The 19,040-nt window shown below is 69.4% G+C and carries 18 protein-coding genes, 1 tRNA gene and 1 other annotated feature; of the genes, 11 read left to right on the forward strand and 8 right to left on the reverse strand.

The window, feature by feature from the left end; genetic code table 11:
• Nucleotides 1-6 precede the first annotated feature (6 nt).
• Genes ACO2RJ_RS17955 through ACO2RJ_RS17970 form a run of 4 tightly spaced genes read right to left on the reverse strand, consistent with a single transcriptional unit; the run spans nt 7 to nt 5,116 of the window.
• Nucleotides 7-588: a sarcosine oxidase subunit gamma gene (locus tag ACO2RJ_RS17955; RefSeq protein WP_423269503.1), complete on the reverse strand. Its 582-nt coding sequence runs from the start codon at nt 586-588 to the stop codon at nt 7-9.
• The gene (locus ACO2RJ_RS17960) at nt 581-3,562 is read right to left on the reverse strand and encodes a sarcosine oxidase subunit alpha family protein (RefSeq protein ID WP_423269504.1); all 2,982 of its coding nucleotides are present in this window, start codon (nt 3,560-3,562) and stop codon (nt 581-583) included. The genes ACO2RJ_RS17955 and ACO2RJ_RS17960 overlap by 8 nt, the downstream gene beginning before the upstream one ends.
• Entirely contained in the window at nt 3,559-3,849 is a 291-nt protein-coding gene (locus tag ACO2RJ_RS17965) for a sarcosine oxidase subunit delta (protein ID WP_423269505.1), read from the reverse strand. Before ACO2RJ_RS17965 ends, ACO2RJ_RS17960 begins: the two co-directional genes overlap by 4 nt.
• 7 nt (nt 3,850-3,856) lie before the next feature.
• Entirely contained in the window at nt 3,857-5,116 is a 1,260-nt protein-coding gene (locus ACO2RJ_RS17970; protein ID WP_423269506.1) for a sarcosine oxidase subunit beta family protein, read from the reverse strand.
• A gap of 120 nt (nt 5,117-5,236) precedes the next feature.
• Between ACO2RJ_RS17970 and ACO2RJ_RS17975 the strand changes: the two genes are divergently transcribed.
• Entirely contained in the window at nt 5,237-6,208 is a 972-nt protein-coding gene (locus ACO2RJ_RS17975; RefSeq protein WP_423269507.1) for a LysR family transcriptional regulator, read from the forward strand.
• Between the two features lie 71 nt (nt 6,209-6,279).
• Here ACO2RJ_RS17975 and ACO2RJ_RS17980 read toward each other — a convergent pair whose 3' ends face one another.
• Nucleotides 6,280-8,802, reverse strand: a complete 2,523-nt coding sequence (locus tag ACO2RJ_RS17980) for a TonB-dependent receptor (protein WP_423269508.1) — start codon at nt 8,800-8,802, stop codon at nt 6,280-6,282.
• A 397-nt stretch (nt 8,803-9,199) separates the two neighbouring features.
• Between ACO2RJ_RS17980 and ACO2RJ_RS17985 the strand changes: the two genes are divergently transcribed.
• Nucleotides 9,200-9,276: transfer RNA gene (locus tag ACO2RJ_RS17985), tRNA-Arg, on the forward strand.
• Nucleotides 9,277-9,519: 243 nt separating this feature from the next.
• On the opposite strand, the gene ACO2RJ_RS17990 is transcribed toward ACO2RJ_RS17985, so the two are convergent.
• Together ACO2RJ_RS17990 and ACO2RJ_RS17995 are read right to left on the reverse strand one after the other, a co-directional pair.
• Nucleotides 9,520-9,654 carry a hypothetical protein gene (locus ACO2RJ_RS17990; RefSeq protein WP_423269509.1) on the reverse strand — a complete coding sequence of 45 codons (135 nt, stop codon included), beginning with the start codon at nt 9,652-9,654 and terminating at the stop codon, nt 9,520-9,522.
• 2 nt (nt 9,655-9,656) lie between these two features.
• Nucleotides 9,657-9,974, reverse strand: coding sequence for a hypothetical protein (locus ACO2RJ_RS17995; protein ID WP_423269510.1), 318 nt, complete (start codon nt 9,972-9,974; stop codon nt 9,657-9,659).
• Between the two features lie 508 nt (nt 9,975-10,482).
• On the opposite strand from ACO2RJ_RS17995, the gene ACO2RJ_RS18000 reads away from it, so the two are divergent.
• The 6 genes from ACO2RJ_RS18000 to ACO2RJ_RS18025 all read left to right on the forward strand — a co-directional run bounded on the left by ACO2RJ_RS18000 (nt 10,483) and on the right by ACO2RJ_RS18025 (nt 14,883).
• Nucleotides 10,483-10,908, forward strand: a complete 426-nt coding sequence (locus ACO2RJ_RS18000) for an ArsR/SmtB family transcription factor (RefSeq protein WP_423269511.1) — start codon at nt 10,483-10,485, stop codon at nt 10,906-10,908.
• Nucleotides 10,895-11,419, forward strand: coding sequence for an arsenate reductase ArsC (locus ACO2RJ_RS18005; protein ID WP_423269512.1), 525 nt, complete (start codon nt 10,895-10,897; stop codon nt 11,417-11,419). Before ACO2RJ_RS18000 ends, ACO2RJ_RS18005 begins: the two co-directional genes overlap by 14 nt.
• Nucleotides 11,420-11,438: 19 nt before the next feature.
• Nucleotides 11,439-12,503, forward strand: a complete 1,065-nt coding sequence (gene arsB, locus ACO2RJ_RS18010; RefSeq protein WP_423269513.1) for an ACR3 family arsenite efflux transporter — start codon at nt 11,439-11,441, stop codon at nt 12,501-12,503.
• A gap of 14 nt (nt 12,504-12,517) precedes the next feature.
• The gene (gene arsC / locus ACO2RJ_RS18015; RefSeq protein WP_423269514.1) at nt 12,518-12,934 is read left to right on the forward strand and encodes an arsenate reductase (glutaredoxin); all 417 of its coding nucleotides are present in this window, start codon (nt 12,518-12,520) and stop codon (nt 12,932-12,934) included.
• A gap of 313 nt (nt 12,935-13,247) precedes the next feature.
• The gene (locus ACO2RJ_RS18020; protein WP_423269515.1) at nt 13,248-13,517 is read left to right on the forward strand and encodes a hypothetical protein; all 270 of its coding nucleotides are present in this window, start codon (nt 13,248-13,250) and stop codon (nt 13,515-13,517) included.
• Between the two features lie 103 nt (nt 13,518-13,620).
• Complete coding sequence (locus tag ACO2RJ_RS18025; RefSeq protein WP_423269516.1) at nt 13,621-14,883, forward strand: DUF2254 domain-containing protein; 1,263 nt, start codon at nt 13,621-13,623, stop codon at nt 14,881-14,883.
• Nucleotides 14,884-14,901: 18 nt separating this feature from the next.
• Here the strand turns inward: ACO2RJ_RS18025 and ACO2RJ_RS18030 are convergent, their stop codons facing one another.
• Nucleotides 14,902-16,386 carry a SulP family inorganic anion transporter gene (locus ACO2RJ_RS18030; protein WP_423269517.1) on the reverse strand — a complete coding sequence of 495 codons (1,485 nt, stop codon included), beginning with the start codon at nt 16,384-16,386 and terminating at the stop codon, nt 14,902-14,904.
• 72 nt (nt 16,387-16,458) lie between these two features.
• Nucleotides 16,459-16,515 (reverse strand) — a sequence feature (sul1 is cis-regulatory element that is thought to sense ions involved in sulfur or methionine metabolism; They are found in Alphaproteobacteria).
• Between the two features lie 135 nt (nt 16,516-16,650).
• Here ACO2RJ_RS18030 and ACO2RJ_RS18035 point away from each other — a divergent pair.
• The 3 genes from ACO2RJ_RS18035 to ACO2RJ_RS18045 are packed head-to-tail and all read left to right on the forward strand — an operon-like array spanning nt 16,651 to nt 18,905.
• Nucleotides 16,651-17,013 (forward strand): ArsR/SmtB family transcription factor, encoded by a 363-nt coding sequence (locus ACO2RJ_RS18035; RefSeq protein ID WP_423269518.1) that lies wholly within the window; start codon nt 16,651-16,653, stop codon nt 17,011-17,013.
• Nucleotides 17,010-17,720, forward strand: a complete 711-nt coding sequence (gene arsH / locus ACO2RJ_RS18040) for an arsenical resistance protein ArsH (RefSeq protein WP_423269519.1) — start codon at nt 17,010-17,012, stop codon at nt 17,718-17,720. The genes ACO2RJ_RS18035 and arsH overlap by 4 nt, the downstream gene beginning before the upstream one ends.
• Nucleotides 17,721-17,723: 3 nt before the next feature.
• A complete protein-coding gene (locus ACO2RJ_RS18045; protein WP_423269520.1) occupies nt 17,724-18,905 on the forward strand; it encodes an MFS transporter in 1,182 nt (393 codons plus the stop codon).
• The last annotated feature ends 135 nt before the right edge of the window (nt 18,906-19,040 follow it).

Raw genomic sequence — 19,040 nt, forward strand, 5'->3', positions numbered from 1 at the left:
GCGCCGTCAGGGCTCAAGCCGGGCGTCGATGTCCCGCGCCCTTCCGGCGTGGACGATCCAACGCCACAGAGTGGCGGCGAAGGAGCGGAAGCAGGCGATCTCATAGGTCGGCGCGTCGTCGACCTGCCAAAGGTGGATCGCGATCGACGCCGCATGCGTCAGCGCGGCGTCTCCGGGAGCGAAGGCGCGCGGATGCAGATCGATCTGGATCAGCGTCGCCAGCGTTTCGCGGGCGCGAGGACCCGAAACCGACAGGACGGTCCGGCCGTCGGACTGGTCGGACACCGCGGCCGGCAGCACGGAGAAGTCGGTCGCAGGCGCCGAGGAGGTCGCCAGCCACTTGCCGGGCCCGGCCCAGACGAAGGCGACGTCGCCCGCCGCGGCCCGCTTGGGCGCCGTCGGCAGCTCGATCCCGTAGGCCGCGCGAACGGCCTCGGCGAGTTCGGCTTCCCGGCCGCGCAGCGCCGCGACATGGGCGAGCGTCAGGCCGCTTGTCTCGCGCAGGATGAGGCCGGACGGACCGGACGGCGTCGTCTCGGTCGCGACGTGCGGGCGGAGCGCGGAGCGCGCGATCAGGGGCTCAGGCACGCAGGCGCGCTCCTTCCGGGTCGACGAAGACGGGGGAGACGATTTCGACGTCGATCGCCTCGTTGCGAACAGGGTCGACCGCCCGGACGATCTCGCCCATGCGCTCGGCCCCGCGGGCAAGGAAGCCCAGGCCGACCCAGTGACCGTTCGACGGCGAATAGGCTGACGACGTCATGTAACCCTGGTCGTTCGCCGCCATGTCCTCGGCGTCCTTCGCGACGAAATGGGCGCCCGAGCGCAGCCGCGCCGAGCGGTCGACGGGGCGGAAGCCCACGAGGCTCGGTCGCGACGGATCGACGAGACCCTCCCGCGCCGAGAGCGTGCGGCCGATGAAGTCCTTCTTCTTGGACATCATGCGGCCCATGCCAAGATCGCCCGCGGTGGTCGTGCCGTTCAACTCCGGGCCGGCGGCGTGGCCCTTCTCGATGCGCATAATCGCCAGCGCCTCCGCGCCGTAGGGGCAGATGCCGAACGGCTCGCCAGCCGCGATCACGGCGCGGATCAGCGCGTCGCCATAGCGCGCGGGCACGGCGAGCTCATAAGCGAGCTCGCCGGAGAAGGACAGCCGGAACAGCCGCGCCTTCACGCCGCCGCACACGGTGAGCTCGCGGGCGCCCATATAGGGCAGCGCCTCGTTCGAGACGTCGAAGCCCTCATCGACCAGCGCCGCCACCACGTCGCGCGAACGCGGGCCGGCGATGGCGTATTGCGCCCATTGATCCGTCACGGACGAGAAATGGACGTCGAGCTCGGGCCACAGCCACTGCTTGCAGAACTCGAGGTGCCGCATGACCGGCCCGGCGTTCGCGGTCGTCGTCGTCATGTAGAAATGCGTGTCGGACAGCCGGGTCGTGGTGCCGTCGTCCATGGCCATGCCGTCCTCGCGGAGCATGAGCCCGTAGCGCGCCTTGCCCACGGCGAGCGATGAAAACGCGTTGACGTAAACCCGGTCGAGGAATGTCCCGGCGTCGGCGCCCTGCACGTCGATCTTGCCGAGCGTCGACGCGTCGTACACGCCCACCGCCGTACGCACCGTGTTGACCTCGCGCACGACGCTGCGGAACCAGTCGAGCTCGCCCGCGCGCGGGAAATAGGCGGCGCGCATCCAAAGGCCGGTCTCGACAAAGACCGCCCCCTGCTCCTCCGCCCAGAAATGCGAGGGCGGCAGGCGCGTCGGACGGAACTCCTTGTGGCGATGCGCGCCGGCGAGCGCGCCGATCGCGACCGGCGTGTAGGGCGGCCGCGCCATGGTCATGCCGGTGTTCGGGATCGACTTCCCGGTGATCTCCGCCATGAGCGCGAGGCCGACGACGTTCGCCGTCTTGCCCTGGTCGGTCGCCATGCCGAGCGTGGTGTAGCGCTTGAGATGCTCGACCGAGCGGAAGCCCTCGCGCGCCGACAGCTCGACGTCGGAGACCGTGACGTCGTTCTGAAAGTCCACAAAGGCCTTGCCGCGCTTCGACGCGACCCGCCACGGTCCCCGCCCGTGCACCGCTTCCGGCTCGGCGTCGACCTTCGGCGCGTCGAAACGCGCCCCGTCGAAACCGGCGTCCGCCGCCGCTTCCCGGCCCGCGCGGCCGCCGGCCTCGAACGCGTCCGCGAGGGCGAAGGCGCCGCCCGCCGCGCCGACGACCGTCATGCCGGGCGGGCAAAGACCGGGCAGGAAGGCGGCGAGGTCGTCGTCCCAGGACGGCTTGCCGCCGAGATGGGTCGCAAGATGGATCGACGGGTTCCAGCCGCCGGAGACCGCGACGAGGTCGCATTCGACGTTGAACGTGCCGCCGCGCGAATCCGCGATCTCGCAGCCCGAGACCGCACGCCCTCCGAAGGCGCGCAGCAGCGCGCCGCCGAAGATCAGCGGAGCTCCGGCGTCGCGGGCCGCGGAATGGAGCGGCGTCGCGTCCCCGCGCGCGTCGATCACGGCCGCGACCTCGCAGCCCGCGGCCACGAGGTCGCGCACGGTCGCGGCGGCGTCGCCATTGTTGGCGAACACAACGGCGCGCTTGCCGGGCGCCACGGCGAAGCGGTTGAGATAGGCGCGGACGGCGCCTGCGAGCATCACGCCCGGCGTGTCGTTGTCGCCGAAGGCGATCGGGCGCTCGATCGCGCCGGCCGCAAGAACCACGCGCTTCGCGACGATCCGCCAGAGCCGCTGCCGCGGCTGGTGCGGCCCGGGCTCGGGGAGATGGTCGGCCGCCTTCTCGAGAGCTGCGTAGACGCCCCCGTCATAGGCGGCGACCACCGACGTCCGACGAAGGATGACGACCTCCGGCAGGGTCGCGAGTTCGGCTTCTGCCCCGGCGGCCCAGGCGGAGGCGGGGCCGTTCTCGACGGCGCGGCGCTCCGAGAGCAGCCGGCCGCCGAGCGCGAAATCCTCTTCGGCGAGGATGACGCGGGCGCCCGTCCGTCCGGCCGCAAGCGCCGCCGCGAGTCCGGCGGGGCCTGAACCGATCACCAGCACGTCGCAATGCGCGGTGGTCTTCTCGTAGGAATCCGGATCGGGCGCGCAGGCGGCCCGGCCGAGACCCGCGGCGCGACGGATCAGCGGCTCGTAGACCTTCTCCCAGAAGGAGGCCGGCCACATGAAGGTCTTGTAGTAAAAGCCGGCGACGAAGGCTGGCGACGCCAGCTGGTTGACGGCGAGGAGGTCGAAGGCGAGCGAGGGCCAGCGGTTCTGGCTGCGCGCCTCGAGCCCTGCGAACAGTTCGGCGGTCGTCGCCTTGACGTTCGGCTCGCGCCGGGCGCCGGAGCGCAGTTCGACGAGCGCGTTCGGCTCCTCCGACCCCGCGGTCAGGATTCCGCGCGGACGGTGATATTTGAACGACCGCCCGACGAGCTTCACCCCGTTCGCGAGCAGCGCGGAGGCGAGCGTGTCGCCGGAATGCCCGGCGTAAGTCTTGCCGTCGAAGGTGAAGGCGAGCGACGAGGCGCGGTCGATCGCGCCGCCGGCGGAAAGGCGGTTGGCCTGGCTCATGACGCGCCTCCCGACGTCCGCGCCGCGGCGACGTCGCGCGCGGCCTCGACGCCCTCGATCGCATGGGTGCGCAGGTTGCGGGTGACGACCACCCAGCTTTGGCATCCGAGCGCGTGCTGCCAGAGTTCGCGGTGGGCGCCCGCCGGGTTGTCGCGGAAATAGACGTAGTCGACGAACGCCTTCAGCGCGTCCGACGCCTCGGGATCGGGCCGCGTGACGGTCGCGTCGCCGAGATAGGCGAACTCGTCGACGCCGCGCGGGCCGCAATGGGGACAGGCGATGCGCATGGCGGCCTCAGTGCAGGTTCGGCTGCGGGCCGACGCCCTTTTCGTCGATCAGACGCCCGGCGGCGAAGCGATCGAGACGATAGGCGGCGGCGACGGGGTGGGGTTGATCGCGGGCGATGAGATGGGCGAACGCGTCGCCGGAGGCCGGCGTCGCCTTGAAGCCGCCATAGCACCAGCCGGCGTTGAGATAGAGGCCGTCGACGGGAGTGCGGTCGATGATCGGAGAGCCGTCCATCGTCATGTCCATGATCCCGCCCCAGGAGCGCAGCATCCGGACGCGCCCGATCGAGGGCATCAGCGCCATGCCGCCCTCGCAGACGTCCTCGACGGTCGGCAGATTTCCGCGCTGGGCGTAGGAGTTGTAGCCGTCGATGTCCCCGCCGAAGACCAGGCCGCCCTTGTCGGACTGCGAGATGTAGAAGTGCCCGGCGCCGAAGGTGCAGACCGTGTCGATGAACGGCTTGATCCCTTCCGTCACGAAGGCCTGAAGCGCGTGGCTCTCGATCGGCAGCCGAAGGCCCGCCATTTCGGCGGTGCGCGAGGAGTTTCCGGCGGTCGCGAGCCCGACCTTCTTGGCGCCGATGAAGCCGCGGCTGGTCTCGACGCCCTGGACGCGGCCGGCCTCGACGCGGATTCCCGTCACCTCGCAGTTCTGGAGGATGTCGACGCCGCGGCCGTCGGCGGAGCGCGCGAATCCCCAGGCGACCGCGTCATGACGGACGGTGCCGCCGCGGCGCTGGCGGAGCGCGCCCTTGATGGGAAACCGGGCGTTGTCGAAATCGAGCATGGGAAGGATGCGCTTCAACTCCGCAACATCCAGCAATTCGGCGTCAACTCCGTGCAATCGCATGGCGTTGCCGCGGCGGGCGTAGCCGTCGCGCTGCCCGTCCGAATGATAGAGGTTCACGACGCCGCGCTGGCTGACCATGGCGTTGTAGTTGAGGTCCTGCTCGAGGCCCTCCCACAGCTTCATGGAGTGCTCGTAGAACGGGATGTTACCGGGCAGCAGGTAGTTCGAGCGGACGATCGTGGTGTTGCGGCCGACATTGCCGCCGCCGATCCAGCCCTTCTCGACCACGGCGACGTTGGTGATCCCGTAGGCCTTCGAAAGGTAGTGCGCGGTCGCCAGCCCGTGGCCGCCGCCGCCGACGATGACGACGTCGTAAGCCGCCTTCGGCTCGGGCTCGCGCCAGGCCGGCCGCCATCCGGAATGACCGCGGAGCGCCTCGCGCAGGACGGAGAAGATCGAGTAACGGTCGGTCGACATGGCGGCGTCCGGGTTGCTGCGCCCAGAAGGTGACGGACCTCTGTTGCGGGCTCAATATAAATCCACCTTATACTGAACGCGCCCCCCCCCGAGCGGCCGAATCCAAAAAGGCGTCCTGGCATGTCCGCCCGCACCGACGATCTGCCCTTCGATCTGCGCTCCCTCACGATCTTCCTCGCCGTCTGCGACGAGGGCGCGATGGCGACGGCCGCAAGGCGGCTCGGGCTGACGCAGCCCGCCGTTTCGCTCGCCGTCCAGGAGCTGGAGGCGCGGATGGGCGCCGGCCTGTTCGACCGCAAGGTGCGGCCGATCGCGCTCACGCCCGCCGGCGCCCTACTGCGCCAGCGCGCGAGCGCGCTGATGTCCGAGGCCCGCCAGATCGCGCCGGTGCTGCGCGAGGTCGCCCGCGGCCGGCTCCCGCTCGTGCGCGTCGGCCTCGTCGATTCGCTGTCGCGCGCGCTGGCGGCGCCGCTCGCCGGCATGCTTGCGGGACGGGCCGACGAAGTCTCCATCTTCTCGGGCCTGACCGCCGCCCACGCCAGCGCGCTGGTCACCCGCAACCTCGATTTGATGATCGGGGTCGACGATCTGGGCGACGTCGGCGGGCTCGAACGGTTGCCCCTGGTGAGCGAAGCCTATGTGCTCGCAACGCCGCGCGGCGCGCCCCCGGTAGCGACCCTGGACGATTTCGACCGGCTGTCGCGCGAGCTGAAATTCGTGCGCTACAGCGCGCGCTCCTCGACGGGCGTCGACATCGACCGGCATCTGCGCAGGCTCGGCCTCGAGCCGCCCCGCGGGCTCGAATTCGACACGCCCTTCGGCGTCGCCGCCATGGTGGCTGCCGGCGGCCACTTCGCGATCACCACCCCGCTCTGCGTGCTGGAGGCCGCGCATGAGGTCGACGAAGTGGCCTTCGCGCCGCTGCCCGGTCCTCAGCTCCGCCGCCAGCTGACGCTGGTCGCCTACCGCCACCAGTTGGGCCGGCTGCCGCGCGACGTGGCCGAACTCTGCCGGGAGCGGCTCGCCGGGGACGTTCTTCCCCGCATCGCCGCCGCCGCGCCGCAGCTTGCGGCGGCGATCGAGGTGCTCTGAAGCCCTCCGGAACAAAAAGGGCCGGCCCCGCGAAGGGCCGGCCCCCGAACAGACGCGATCGGAGGAGCGCGTCAGTACTTGCTCACCAGCACCGGATCCGCCGTCGCGCCGAACTTGTAGTTCAGCCCGACATAGACCGAGAGCGGCCGCGCCGGCGTGAGCGAGCGGGAGTCCTCCAGGCCGAGGAAGCCGATGTCGTCGGTCTCGAAATAGGTGCCGTACGTCTCGTACTTCTTGTCGAACAGGTTCCGGATGCCGCCGAAGATGCGGAACTGGTCGGTCACCTGATACGAGGTGTTGACGTTGAACACCGCGTAGCCCGGCACCTTCTTGTTCTGGTTGCCTTCGTCGCCGAGGTAGTACTGGCCGGCCATGATCACGGCGTCGGCGCCGACCGTCCATTTCGGCGTGACGCGATAGGCGCCGCCGAACTTGAGCTGGTGGTCCGGGATGCCGGTCAGGCGGTCGCCCTTGTTGACGCGGATCTCGCCGTCTCCGGGAGGCAGGGCGCGCTGGACGCGGCGGTCGTCGTCGCCGTCATCGTCGTCATCGTCCTCGCCGAAGCCGCCCGAGGCGGGGTTGTTCGGCGAGGCGAGGTTGATCGCCTTGCGGAAGGTCGCGTCGACATAGGAGTAGTTGGCGTAGAGCATCCAGGTCTCGGTCACGAGCTGGGTCGCGAGCTCGACGCCCTGGCGGCGTGTCTTGCCGGCGTTGAGGAAGTAGCCGCGGCCGGAGATCTCGCTCGGGACGTTCAGGATGTCGTCCGTGTTGTTCGCGCGATAGACGCTCGCGCTCCAGTTCAGCACGCCGCCCAGAGCCTCGTGGCGGCCGCGGAAGCCGGCTTCACCCGTGCGGGTGATGACCTGGTCGAGCGGAGGATCGGAGACCAGCGTCGACTCCAGCGGGCACGGCCGCGTCGGGTCGGAACAGCCCAGTTCGAGCGCGGTCGGCGCCCGGTTCGATTCCGAGTAGGACGCGAAGCCGGTGATGGCGGGCGTGATCTTGTAGGTCAGGCCGCCCATCGGATTGAAGCGGTCGAACTTGTGCGATCCGTCGAGGCCCGGGCCGTCCGCGACGCCGTCCTCGTTCAGCGGCTGCAGCGTGCCGTGGTCCTTGATCGTGAGCTTCGCGTAGTTCCACCGGCCGCCGATCGTCGCGGACAGACGATCCGTCAGGTCGAGCGTGTCGGTGGCATACAGGCCGAAATAATGGTTCTTCGCGGTGATGTCGACGGGCGTCAATCCGCCGGGGATCTGGGTGTAGTAGCTCTGCCCGGTGCCGATGCACTGCAGGTCGCCGGGGATGATGCAGAGCTCGCTGCTGCCCTGGAAGTCGGTCTTGCCGAAGTCGTAGGCCGCCCCGACCACGAAGTGGTTCTTGAAGCCGAACAGCTCGGACTGGTTGGTGGCCTGAAGCGTGCCGCCGGCGGCGTCGGTCCGGATGCGCGAGCGCTCGATCGAGCCCGGCGTCGTGCCCGGGCCGAAATCGTCCTCGTCCTCGGGGTAGAAGGTGTTGCGGATCGGCCGCCCGGTGACGGGGTCGCGCACGAGCAGGCGCGAATCGCCCTCTTCCGCGCCGAAATCGTCCGCCTCGAGGCAGAGGAAGCCGGCGTCCGGACCATCCTCGGGGCACGGCCGTACGTCGGTGTCGTTGCCGTCGACGCGGTCGGACTTGTATTTGCGATAATAGGCGTTGGCCTGCAGCGACCAGGCGTCGGACAGCTCGAACTTGCCCTGCAAGTTCAGCATGCCCATCTCGTTTTCGTTGATCTGGTCGCCGGTGTAGACGTTGCGGCGGCGCTGATCGAGCAGTTCGAACGGCGTCGGGCCGACCACGCCGAGCTTGGAGTCGGCGTAGGTGAAGTTGAGGTGGATCTCGGCGCTGTCGGATTTGTAGCCGACGTCGCCGAACACGCGCTTCAGGTTCGATTCGGAAAAGTCGCGCCAGCCGCCGTCGCGGGCGCCTTCGATCGCGAGATAGCCGGCCCAGTTGCCGACCTGGACGCCGTACTGGCCGGAGCCCTCGAAACGGCCGAACGAACCCGCCTGGAACTCGAACTCCGTGCCCTGATACGTGAAGCCGTTCTTGGTCTGAAAGCTGAGCGCGCCGCCCAGCGCGTTGAGGCCGAAGACCGGATTGTTGGTCCAGATGTCGAGCTGGTCGATCGCGACGGTCGGTATGAACTCGAAGTTCACCGTGTCGCCGAAGGACTCATTCAGGCGCACGCCGTTCTGGTAGACCGCGAGGCCCTGCGGCGCGCCGTTCTGCTGGGACGCCTGAAAACCGCGGAAGAACAGCTCCTTGTTGAACGGGTTGCCGGTCACGTCGTTGATGCTGACGCTCGGCGTCGTCCGCGAGAGCGCGTCCTGCACCGTTGGGGCGTTCGCCCCGCGCAGCGTGTCCGACGTGACGCTGATGACGTTCGCCGGAACCTTGTCCCGGTCCAGGCCGTCGCCGCCGAGCGGCGTCGTGCCGATTACCGTGAGCTCCGGAAGCGCGGTCGCGCCCTCCTGCGCCGCGGCGGGGACGGCCGCCGCCAGCATCGCTACACTTGCCGTTCCCAGCAACCAGACTGGCTTCTTGAGACGAGCCATCCCCGAATGTCCCCCACACACGCATCGTCATCCGCCACGACGGGCAGTCGCCAAGGTTGTGCGGGATCGCAGAGCCGCCATCAATCCGCCACGCATGTGGCGAGGCTGATTTAGCTTGGTAAGGTGCTGAAAAGACACATTATTATTATGTGTTTAGATTTGGATTCCCTTCGTTTTTCTAACGCGCGGCGGGGGATCGAGGCGGCCGCATGATCGGGCGCTCGGACGGCGTGCGCCAGCGGCCGCACGAGGGGCGACCGACCAGACGCCCATCCCGCGGAGTCGGCCTTCCGCCGCCGCCAATGCGGCCCGGAGGAGCCCGCACGGCGGCATCGCGCTTTGCCGTCGCGGACGAAAATGCTACGCAACGACCCGCCACGCCCTTTGCGCCGGCCGCGTCCCGGTAGCTCAGCAGGATAGAGCAACGGTTTCCTAAACCGTAGGTCAGGGGTTCGAATCCCTTCCGGGACGCCATTTCAGCAACTGACGATGCCGCCAGACCGAAACGGGTTCCCGTTCGGGCGCCCGCGGCCGCTCCCGGCTCTTGCTTTGGAGATCAGGATGCGGCCCGACCGTTCCCCAACGGCCGGGCCATGCTTCTTGCAGTCTGGACGCAGAGGGGCGGAAATACGTCCAGCGCCTTTTCCCGGCGGGGGCCAGCCCGAAGCAGGCATGGAACCTAAACGGACCGATCTGAACCTTTTCTAATAAGAAGGTTCATCCCACGTTCAGGCAGGCGCCCATTCGCGTCGGCGCCGCTTGAGACGGCGGGCCGACCTCGCCGGTTCGGGCGGCCTTCCAGCCCGGCTCGTTCGTGACCGCGTCGTAAGGCCGGTCTCGGGCTCCCGCCATGGTCACGCCGCCTCCGCCTCCAGCACGATCTGTCGGGCGGCGGCGGCCGGCGGCGGCTCGTGGGGATCGTCCGGATCCTCCGGTCGCGTCGGACGCCGGCCGAAGAGACGAAGCGGCGGCTTGCGCCGCCTGTCCGCCGCGCTGGAGAAGAGGCGCACTGTCGCGACCTGGTCGGCGTCCAGACTTCGCAAGGCCGACAGGACGTCGTCGAGCTTGACGACGGCGCCGCTGTCGAGCTGCCTCAACATCGGCGCGTGCTCGACCGCGCGCGCGTCCGACGCCCAGGACGCAAGCAGGGCGCGCTTGCTCTCGACGTCCATCTTTTTGTCCGCCAGCACCTCCGACGGGTGGGAGAAGATCGTTTGGAAGCCCGCTGCGCCAGGCGCGCAAACGGGGCCGCATGTGGGATCGATTCTAATCATCTCCAATCTCGCATCTGCGACTTGCGGTTGCACGAGGCGTCGGCCGTCGTCGGCGCTAGCCTCCCAAAATGTTCGGGCGGCGCCGCGATCCGGTCGGATCGGACCGACGATCGGCGAACAGGGGACAATCGATCGAGCTCATAACCACATCCTCCGTTAGAGCGACACGGATACGAAACGGCGCCTGAACGCGCCTCTCCTCGGCCTCTGAACGGCCGACGCCGAAAAAATGCGAATTCGCGATCGGCCCTTCAAGAGGGTCGGCGCGCTTCGCCGTAGCCTGCCGCCGCCGGTCGGGGGGCGCTTCCGTCCGTCGGGCCCTAGCGACGGAACGGCCTCCAAAAACATATCGACAATCGTCGATTTATCGATTTATGTGTTGTGACACGCTTTCATCGGGGACGACATGTCGCCAGCCGCAGCGCTTCCTTCGCCGCCAGCCGCCGACCATCCCGCCGAGGCCGCGGCGCTCGACGCGCTTTCGGCGCTCGGCCAGTCGACCCGCCTGCGGATCTTCCGGTTCCTGATGACGAAGGCGCCCGACGCGCTTCCCGCCGGCGCGGTCGCCGACGCGGTGGGGGCCCTCCAGAACACGCTGTCGACCCATCTCGGGATCCTGTCGCGCGCCGGGCTGGTCACCGGGGTCCGGGACGGGCGCCAGATCCTCTATCGCGCGAACTTCGACGCCATGCGGGACCTCGTCGGCTACCTGCTGACGGACTGCTGCGACGGCCATCCCGAGGTCTGCGCCCCGATCTTCGAAACCCTGCAGGGGAACTGCGGCTGCGGTCCCCGTTCATCAACCCGGGAGAAGCGAGATGAAGCCGATTGAGGGCGACGCCGCCCCTTACAACGTGCTGTTCCTGTGCACGGGCAACTCCGCGCGGTCGATCCTCGCGGAGTGCGTGATGAACCGCGAGGGACGGGGACGCTTCAAGGCCTACTCGGCCGGAAGCCATCCGCGAGGCGAGGTCCACCCGATGGCGCTCGACCTTCTCAGGCGCATGAATTTCGACGTCTCGGGCCTCCGTTCGAAGAGCTGGAACGAATTCGCCGCGCCGGGCGGGCCGAGGCTCGATTTCGTGTTCACGGTCTGCGACGACGCGGCCGGGGAACAGTGCCCCTATTGGCCGGGCCAGCCCATGTCGGCGCATTGGGGCATGCCGGACCCCGCGGCGGTCGAGGGCGCCAAGACCGAACGGGCGCTCGCCTTCGCCGACACGTTGCGGATGTTGACGAACCGCATCTCGATCTTCGTCAACCTGCCGCTCAAGACCATCGACAAGCTCTCGCTGCAGCGCCGCCTCGACGAGATCGGCACGACGCATCCGTCCGCCGCCTGACCCCAACCGAGCGCCCTCCATGTCCCTGTTCGAACGCTACCTGACCGTCTGGGTCTTCCTGTGCATCGTGGCCGGCGTCGGGCTCGGCTACGCCGCGCCCGGCCTGTTCCAGGCGATCGGCGCGCTCGAAGTCGCGAACGTGAACCTGCCCGTCGCCGTGCTGATCTGGCTGATGATCATCCCGATGCTGATCAAGGTCGACTTCGCGGCGCTGCGCGAGGTCGGGGCGCATTGGCGGGGCATCTCCGTCACGCTGTTCATCAACTGGGCGGTGAAGCCGTTCTCGATGGCGCTGCTCGGCTGGCTGTTCGTCGGCTGGCTGTTCCGGCCCTATCTGCCCGCCGACCAGATCGACAGCTACATCGCAGGCCTCATCCTGCTCGCCGCCGCGCCCTGCACCGCGATGGTGTTCGTCTGGTCGAACCTGACCAGGGGCGATCCCCTGTTCACGCTCAGCCAGGTCGCGGTCAACGACGCGATCATGATCGTGGTCTTCGCGCCGATCGTCGCCCTGCTGCTCGGCCTGTCCTCCATCACCGTGCCCTGGGCGACGCTGATGCTGTCGGTCGGCCTCTACATCGTCGCGCCGGTGATCGCGGCCCAGATCCTGCGGTCCCGGGTCCTGGCCTCCGGAGGCGAGGCCGCGCTCGGCCGGTTGCTGGCGCGGATCCAGCCGCTGTCGCTCGCCGCCCTGCTTGCGACCCTGGTGCTCCTGTTCGCCTTTCAGGGCGAGCAGATCATCGCCCAGCCGCTCGTCATCGCGCTGCTCGCGGTTCCGATCCTGATCCAGGTCTATTTCAACGCCGGCCTCGCCTATCTGCTGAACCGGGCGACCGGCGAGGCGCATTGCGTCGCCGGCCCATCGGCCCTGATCGGCGCCTCGAACTTCTTCGAGCTCGCGGTCGCGGCGGCGATCAGCCTGTTCGGCTTCAAATCGGGCGCCGCGCTCGCGACGGTGGTCGGCGTGCTGATCGAGGTGCCGGTGATGCTGTCCGTCGTGTGGATCGTGAACCGCTCCAAGCCCTGGTACGAGGCGCGCGGCGTGCGCGCCGCCCCGGCGTCCGTCACGCCGCCCCGAGCCTGACGAAGGCCGCGCCCATGACCCCCTCCGTCACCATCTGGCACAATCCCGGCTGCGGCACTTCGCGCAACACGCTGGCGATGATCCGGGCCGCCGGGATCGAGCCGACGATCGTCGAATATCTGAAGACGCCGCCCACGCGCGACGCGCTCGTGACGGCGATCGCCTCCGCCGGACTGACCGTCCGCGAGGCGGCGCGCCAGAAGGGCACGCCCTTCGCGGAGCTCGGCCTCGACGACCCGTCGGTCTCGGACGACCGGCTTCTCGACGCGATGCTCGAGCATCCGATCCTGATCAACCGCCCCTTCGTGTTCACGGCGCGCGGCGTCCGGCTCTGTCGCCCCTCCGAGACCGTCCTCGAGATCCTGCCCGCGCCGCTGCCCGGCGACTTCACCAAGGAGGACGGCGAGGTCGTCCCGGCCGAGCGACGTTGATCGACGGTCCGGTCCGGTCCGCGCGGCGAACAATATGATGGCCGCGCCAGCCAGACAGACGGCCGAACCGACCACGTCGTAGCTCGCGCGCGGCAGGGTGCTCGGCGTCGTGCCCAAGACGTCGGCCATGGCGGCGCCTCCGGCTCCGGGAGCCCAAGGCTCAGGTTCGAGAACTGAAGGGCGCCTTGACGATGCCCAACCCGAGTCCGCCACACTGCGCCCGGCGACCCTCCCGCCGTCGTGATTGCGGCCTCGGTTGATCGCAAGGTCGGAGGCCTAGCTAAGTGGGCGGTCTCCTTGAATTCGAGCGCCCATGACCCTCGCCCCGCTGCGTCGCCCCATCTCAATGCTCCGCGCGTTCCTCGACGGCGCCGCCGCGGGCCACCGGCTCGAACACGCGCTGCACGGCGTGACGCCCTTCGTCGCGATCCCCATCGGCCTGCCGGCCTCTGCGGCCAACGTCGAGCTCCAGAACGACGTCAAGCTCGGCATCCTGCTCGGCTCGCTGACCGCCGGCGTCATCGGCTGGGCGATCCTACGGATCGCGAAACTGGAGCCCGCGTTGAGGCCCCGACCCGTTTGAGCGCCGGCGGCCGCTTAGCCGGACGCTCTGGCGTCACGCCGAACGGCCGCGGAACAATCAGGACAGCTGCGCCAAGGCCAGGGCGCGCTCGCGAGGTTTTTCGATGACGTCGCGGTGGGCCTGGGCTCTGACCGTCGTCACCCGACGCATCTGGTTCCGCGCCAGCCTGTTCTCGGTCGGAGCGGTCGCCACCGCCCTCATGGCGATCGTGCTCAGTCCCTACATCCCCGCCGATCTGCCGACCAAGATCGGCGCCGACGCGGTCGACAACATCCTGGGCATCATCGCCTCGAGTATGCTGGCGGTGACGACGTTCTCGCTGAACATCATGGTCTCCGCCTATTCCGCCGCGACCAGCAACGTGACGCCGCGCGCGACGAAGCTCGTCATGGAGGACACGACCACCCAGAACGTCCTCGCGACCTTTCTGGGATCGTTCCTGTTCAGCCTCGTCGGCATCGTCACGCTGAGCACGGGCGCCTATGGCGCCCAGGGGCGCGTGGTCCTGTTCGTCGTCACCATCGTGGTCATCGTTCTGATCGTGGTCACTCTTCTCAGGTGGATCGACCATCTCTCGAGGCTCGGGCGGGTGACGGAGACCACCGCGCGCGTCGAGAAGGTCGCCGCCGACGCGATGCGCGCGCGCCGCGATCGTCCGCATATGGGCGGCGTCCGCTTCGACGACCCCGGCGCGCCGCCGCCTTCGGCCCGGCCGATCCACGCGCAATCGATCGGCTACCTCCAGCATCTCGACGTGGCGGCGCTGTCGGCGATCGCGGAAGACGGCAAGGGCCGGATCTTCGTCGCGATCCTTCCGGGCAAGTTCGTTGATCCGTCGCAGCCGCTCTCCTGGGCGCAGGGGCTCGACGGGGACGACCTCGACGCCCGCGTCCGCAGTTGCTTCACGCTCGACGACGTCCGCTCCTACGACCAGGATCCCCGCTTCGGCGTTTGCGTCCTGTCGGAAATCGCCTCGCGGGCGCTCTCTCCGGGGATCAATGATCCCGGCACGGCCATCGACGTGATCGGCCGCGCCGTGCGCGTTCTGGCGCTCTGGGCGGAGCCCCCCACGCCCGGCGACGGCGGCGGCGTCGCGTTCCCTCGCGTCCACGTGCCGGCGATCGAACCGGACGACCTGTTCGACGACATCTTCACAGGGATCGCACGCGACGGCGCGGGCGTCGTCGAGATTGGCCTGCGTCTTCAAAAGGCGTTCGGGACGCTCGCCCGGATGGGCGACGGCCGCTATGCCCAGGCCGCGCGGCGCCACTCCGTTTTGGCCATGGAGCGGGCCGACGTCGCGCTTGTCACCGCGGACGACAAACGGCGGCTGCGTGAGGCGACCGCCGCGGTTCTGAACGGCTGAGTCGCCCCTCCGGCGCGGTCAGTGGACGGCGAGCGGGTCGACGGCGCCCGGCTTGTCGTGGACGCCGAGCCTGTCGACGATCGTGGCGCTGGCATGGTTGAGGCCCGCGACCTCGACCTCCGCCCCGAGGCGTCGGAACTTCATCACCACCGCGTCGAGAGCCGCGACGCCCGTCAGGTCCCAGACATGCGCGCGGGTCACGTCGATGCGCACGCGCTTCACGTCGGGCGCGAAGTCGAAGGCGTCGACGAACGTCCCGGCCGAGCCGAAGAACACCTGTCCCTCGACCTCGTAGGCCTGCTCGGCGCCGTCCTCCGAGGAGGTCGGGCGGACAGTGAAGGAGTGCGAGACCTTCCAGGCGAAGAAGGCCGCCGACAGCGCCACCCCGGTCAGCACGCCGATGGCGAGGTTGTGGGTCCCGATGGTCGCGAGCGTGGTCGCCAGCATGACGACGCTCGACTGCCACGGATGGGTCCGGAGGTTCCCGATCGAGGACCAACTGAAGGTGCCGACCGAGACCATGATCATGACCGCGACCAGAGCGGGCATCGGGATGATCCGCACCCAGTCGCTCAGGACCACGATCAGGAACAGCAGGAATGCGCCGGCCACGAAGGTCGAGAGTCGCCCGCGGCCGCCGGACTTCACGTTGATCACCGACTGGCCGATCATCGCGCAGCCCGCCATCCCGCCGAAGAACCCCGTGACGAAGTTGGCGACGCCCTGGCCGACGCATTCGCGGTTCTTGTCGCTGCGCGTGTCGGTCATCTGGTCGACGATCGAGGCCGTCATCAGGGATTCGAGCAGGCCGACCGCCGCCACCGCAGCCGAGTACGGCAGGATGATCCGCAGGGTCTCGAGCGTGAGGGGGACGTCGGGAAGGAGGAACACGGGCAGCGTCGACGGCAGCTCGCCCATGTCGCCGACCGTGCGCAGATCGAGGTGGAACAGCAGCGAGACTGCGGTCAAGGCCAGGATGCAGACGAGCGGCGACGGCACGGCGGTCGTGAGGCGCGGCAGCAGGTAGATGATGGCCAGCCCCGCCGCGACCATGACGTAGGTCAGCCATGGCACATTGGTCAGCTCGGGGAGCTGGGCCATGAAGATCAGGATGGCGAGCGCGTTCACGAACCCGGTCATCACCGAGCGGGACACGAAGCGCATCAGCACGCCGAGGCGCAGGAGCCCCGCGAGGACCTGCAGGATCCCGGCGACCACGGTCGCGGCGAGCAAGTATTGCAGGCCGTGCTCGCGCACGAGCGTGATCATCAGGACCGCGGTCGCGGCGGTGGCGGCGGAGATCATGCCGGGCCGGCCGCCGACGAAGGCGATCAGGCAGGCGATGGAGAAGGACGCGTAGAGGCCGACCTTCGGGTCGACGCCCGCGATGATCGAGAAGGCGATGGCCTCGGGGATGAGGGCGAGCGCGACCACGATCCCGGCCAGCACGTCCCCACGGACATTGCCAAGCCAGTCGCGTCGCACTCTTTCAAGTGCGGTCATTTTGAGGTTCCGGATCGAAGGGAGCGCGCCCGCGCCGCGGAGCGGCGTGAAGCTCAAGCACTTGGGCGCGTGAGGTAGCCCGGGGATAGGCGCCGGGATGAGCCACCCGGAGCGAGGCCCGAGTCCGTCGAACGGTCGTCATCGTGGCGAAAACCACGTTGCGTCGCAAGAACATTCTTCGCGGCGCAGCAATCTCAGCACTTCGCCCCACCGCCAATGCGTCTGCCCATTGACCGGTGGCCATATGTCGGCATATGTCGACATATGGACAGACAAGACGTCATCGACGCCTTTGGGGCGCTGGCCCAGCCGACGCGCCTGGACGCGTTCCGCCTGCTCGTCTTGCACGAGCCGGAGGGGCTGCCGGTCGGCGAGATCGCACGCGGGCTCGGCGTGCCCCACAACACCCTTTCGACCCATCTCGCGATCCTCGCGCGCGCCGGCCTCGTGCGGTCGGAGCGGCGGAGCCGGCTGATCGTCTACCGCGCCGATCTCGACGCGGTGCAGGGGCTCGCCGCCTTCCTTCTCAAGGATTGCTGCGCGGGGCGTCCCGAGATCGCCGCGGCCTTCGCCGCGTCGGCGTCCCGGGACGCCGGCCCCAAGCCTTCGAAAGGCGACCTCTCGTGACCGACCTTCCGAATCTCGCCGTGGACGCGTTTCGCGCGACCGATCTCTCGCGGCTCCATGGCCCGCGGTCGACCCACCCGCCCCGCGTCCTGCTGCTCTACGGCTCGCTCCGGCCCGTCTCCTACAGCCGCCTGCTGACGCTCGAGGCCCGGCGGCTGCTCGACCGCCTCGGCTGCGAGACGCGGGTGTTCGATCCCGCGGGCCTGCCGCTGCCGGACGACGCGCCGGTCGATCACCCCAAGGTGCAGGAGCTGCGCGAGCTCTCGCTCTGGTCGGAGGCGCAGGTCTGGACGAGCCCGGAGCGTCACGGGGCCATGACGGGCGTGATGAAGTCCCAGATCGACTGGATCCCGCTCTCGGTCGGATCGGTGCGGCCGACGCAGGGGCGCACGCTCGCGGTCATGCAGGTCTCGGGCGGCTCGCAGTCGTTCAACGCCGTCAACCAGATGCGCGTGCTGGGCCGCTGGATGCGGATGCTAACGATCCCGAACCAGTCCTCGGTCGCGAAAGCCTTTCAGGAGTTCGGCGAGGACGGCCGGATGAAGCCCTCGCCCTATTACGACCGCGTGGTCGACGTGATGGAGGAGCTGGTGAAGTTCACGCTCCTCACCCGCGACGTCTCCGACCACCTGACCGACCGCTACAGCGAGCGGAAGGAGAGCGCGGCGGCGCTCGAGGCCCGGGTTTCGCTGAAGCAGGCCGTCTGAAGCGTGGACGGGGCGGCGGCGGACGCCTGGTCTCGCCACGCACGGCGTGTCATCCCGCTGCTTGGCGTCGCGCAGATCCTGTCCTGGGGCTCCAGCTACTACCTGCTCGCGGTGCTCGCGCAGCCGATCGCCGCCGACACCGGATGGCCCCTGCCCTGGGTGGTCGGCGGCGGCTCGATCGGCCTGCTGACCTCGGGCCTGGTCGCGCCGTTCGTCGGCCGGATGATCGACGGCTTCGGCGGCAGGCCCACCATGGCCGCCGGCTCGCTTCTGATCGGCGCGGGTCTCGCGACGGTCGGCCTTGCGCCCACTCTGCCTGTCTACCTCGTCGGCTGGGCGGCCCTCGGCATCGGAATGGGCGCCGGCCTCTACGACGCGGCGTTTTCGACGCTCGGCCGGATCTTCGGAGCGTCCGCCCGGCGGGCGATCACCGCGGTCACGCTGTTCGGCGGCTTCGCCAGCACGGTGTGCTGGCCCTTGTCGGCGCTCGCGGTCGAGCGCCTGGGCTGGCGAGGCGCCTGCCTGGCCTACGCGGCCCTCCACGTCGCCGTCATGGCTCCCGCCCTGCTCGCCCTCCTGCCGCGGGAGGCCCGGAAGCTGCGCGCGGCCGCGATCGTCCAGCCCGGGGCGTGGACGTCGCGGGAGCGCGGCGCCTTTTGCATGCTCGCCGTGATCCTGATGCTGAACGGCGCCGTCCAGACCGCGCTGTCCGTGCACCTGCTGACGATCCTGCAGGCCCAGGGGCTGTCGCTCGCCGCCGCCGTCGCGATCGGCGCGCTGATCGGCCCCGCGCAGGTCGGGGCCCGAATCGTCGAGATGATGGCGGGCGGCCGCCTGCATCCGACCGCCACCCTTCTGGCGGCGGGCGCGTTCGTGGCTCTCGGCGTGACCCTGCTCGCTCTCGGCGCCGGAAGCGCCGCGCTCGCCGTGCTCCTCTACGCGGCCGGCAACGGCGTATGGTCGATCGCCCGGGGCACGGCGCCGCTCGCTCTGTTCGGCGCCGACGGGTACCCCGTCGTGATGGGGCGCCTTGCGGCGCCGAACCTGGTCAGCCAGGCGGCGGCGCCCTTCGCGGCCGGCCTCCTCCTCGCTGGCGCCGGCGCCGGCGCGACGCTGTGGGCGCTGGCGGCCGTGGCGCTCGCGAATGTCGGGCTGGCGTTCGGACTTGCGCGCTTTCGCCTGTGAGGCCGGGAGCATTCGCGGACTGCCCCGCTCTCCCGGAAGCCGCCGGCCTGCTCGCTGTAACGAGGTCGCGACGCCGACGCCTGCCGGGAACGATCAAGCCTTCTCCGCCCTTTTGCATTTGACGCCGACGACGGC

This window comes from Hansschlegelia sp. KR7-227, from assembly GCF_049446035.1.
GTDB lineage: Bacteria > Pseudomonadota > Alphaproteobacteria > Rhizobiales > Methylopilaceae > Methylopila.

What these genes read in the sequence shown, in the direction of transcription:
- ACO2RJ_RS17965 (WP_423269505.1), bottom strand. Translation starts at nt 3,849, where the DNA reads ATGCGCATCGCCTGTCCCCATTGCGGCCCGCGCGGCGTCGACGAGTTC.
- ACO2RJ_RS17975 (WP_423269507.1), top strand. Translation starts at nt 5,237, where the DNA reads ATGTCCGCCCGCACCGACGATCTGCCCTTCGATCTGCGCTCCCTCACG.
- ACO2RJ_RS18005 (WP_423269512.1), top strand. Translation starts at nt 10,895, where the DNA reads ATGAAGCCGATTGAGGGCGACGCCGCCCCTTACAACGTGCTGTTCCTG.
- arsC (WP_423269514.1), top strand. Translation starts at nt 12,518, where the DNA reads ATGACCCCCTCCGTCACCATCTGGCACAATCCCGGCTGCGGCACTTCG.
- ACO2RJ_RS17960 (WP_423269504.1), bottom strand. Translation starts at nt 3,562, where the DNA reads ATGAGCCAGGCCAACCGCCTTTCCGCCGGCGGCGCGATCGACCGCGCC.
- ACO2RJ_RS17970 (WP_423269506.1), bottom strand. Translation starts at nt 5,116, where the DNA reads ATGTCGACCGACCGTTACTCGATCTTCTCCGTCCTGCGCGAGGCGCTC.
- ACO2RJ_RS18000 (WP_423269511.1), top strand. Translation starts at nt 10,483, where the DNA reads ATGTCGCCAGCCGCAGCGCTTCCTTCGCCGCCAGCCGCCGACCATCCC.
- ACO2RJ_RS17995 (WP_423269510.1), bottom strand. Translation starts at nt 9,974, where the DNA reads ATGGACGTCGAGAGCAAGCGCGCCCTGCTTGCGTCCTGGGCGTCGGAC.
- ACO2RJ_RS17980 (WP_423269508.1), bottom strand. Translation starts at nt 8,802, where the DNA reads ATGGCTCGTCTCAAGAAGCCAGTCTGGTTGCTGGGAACGGCAAGTGTA.
- ACO2RJ_RS18030 (WP_423269517.1), bottom strand. Translation starts at nt 16,386, where the DNA reads ATGACCGCACTTGAAAGAGTGCGACGCGACTGGCTTGGCAATGTCCGT.
- ACO2RJ_RS18025 (WP_423269516.1), top strand. Translation starts at nt 13,621, where the DNA reads ATGACGTCGCGGTGGGCCTGGGCTCTGACCGTCGTCACCCGACGCATC.
- ACO2RJ_RS18020 (WP_423269515.1), top strand. Translation starts at nt 13,248, where the DNA reads ATGACCCTCGCCCCGCTGCGTCGCCCCATCTCAATGCTCCGCGCGTTC.
- arsB (WP_423269513.1), top strand. Translation starts at nt 11,439, where the DNA reads ATGTCCCTGTTCGAACGCTACCTGACCGTCTGGGTCTTCCTGTGCATC.
- ACO2RJ_RS18035 (WP_423269518.1), top strand. Translation starts at nt 16,651, where the DNA reads ATGGACAGACAAGACGTCATCGACGCCTTTGGGGCGCTGGCCCAGCCG.
- ACO2RJ_RS17990 (WP_423269509.1), bottom strand. Translation starts at nt 9,654, where the DNA reads ATGGCGGGAGCCCGAGACCGGCCTTACGACGCGGTCACGAACGAGCCG.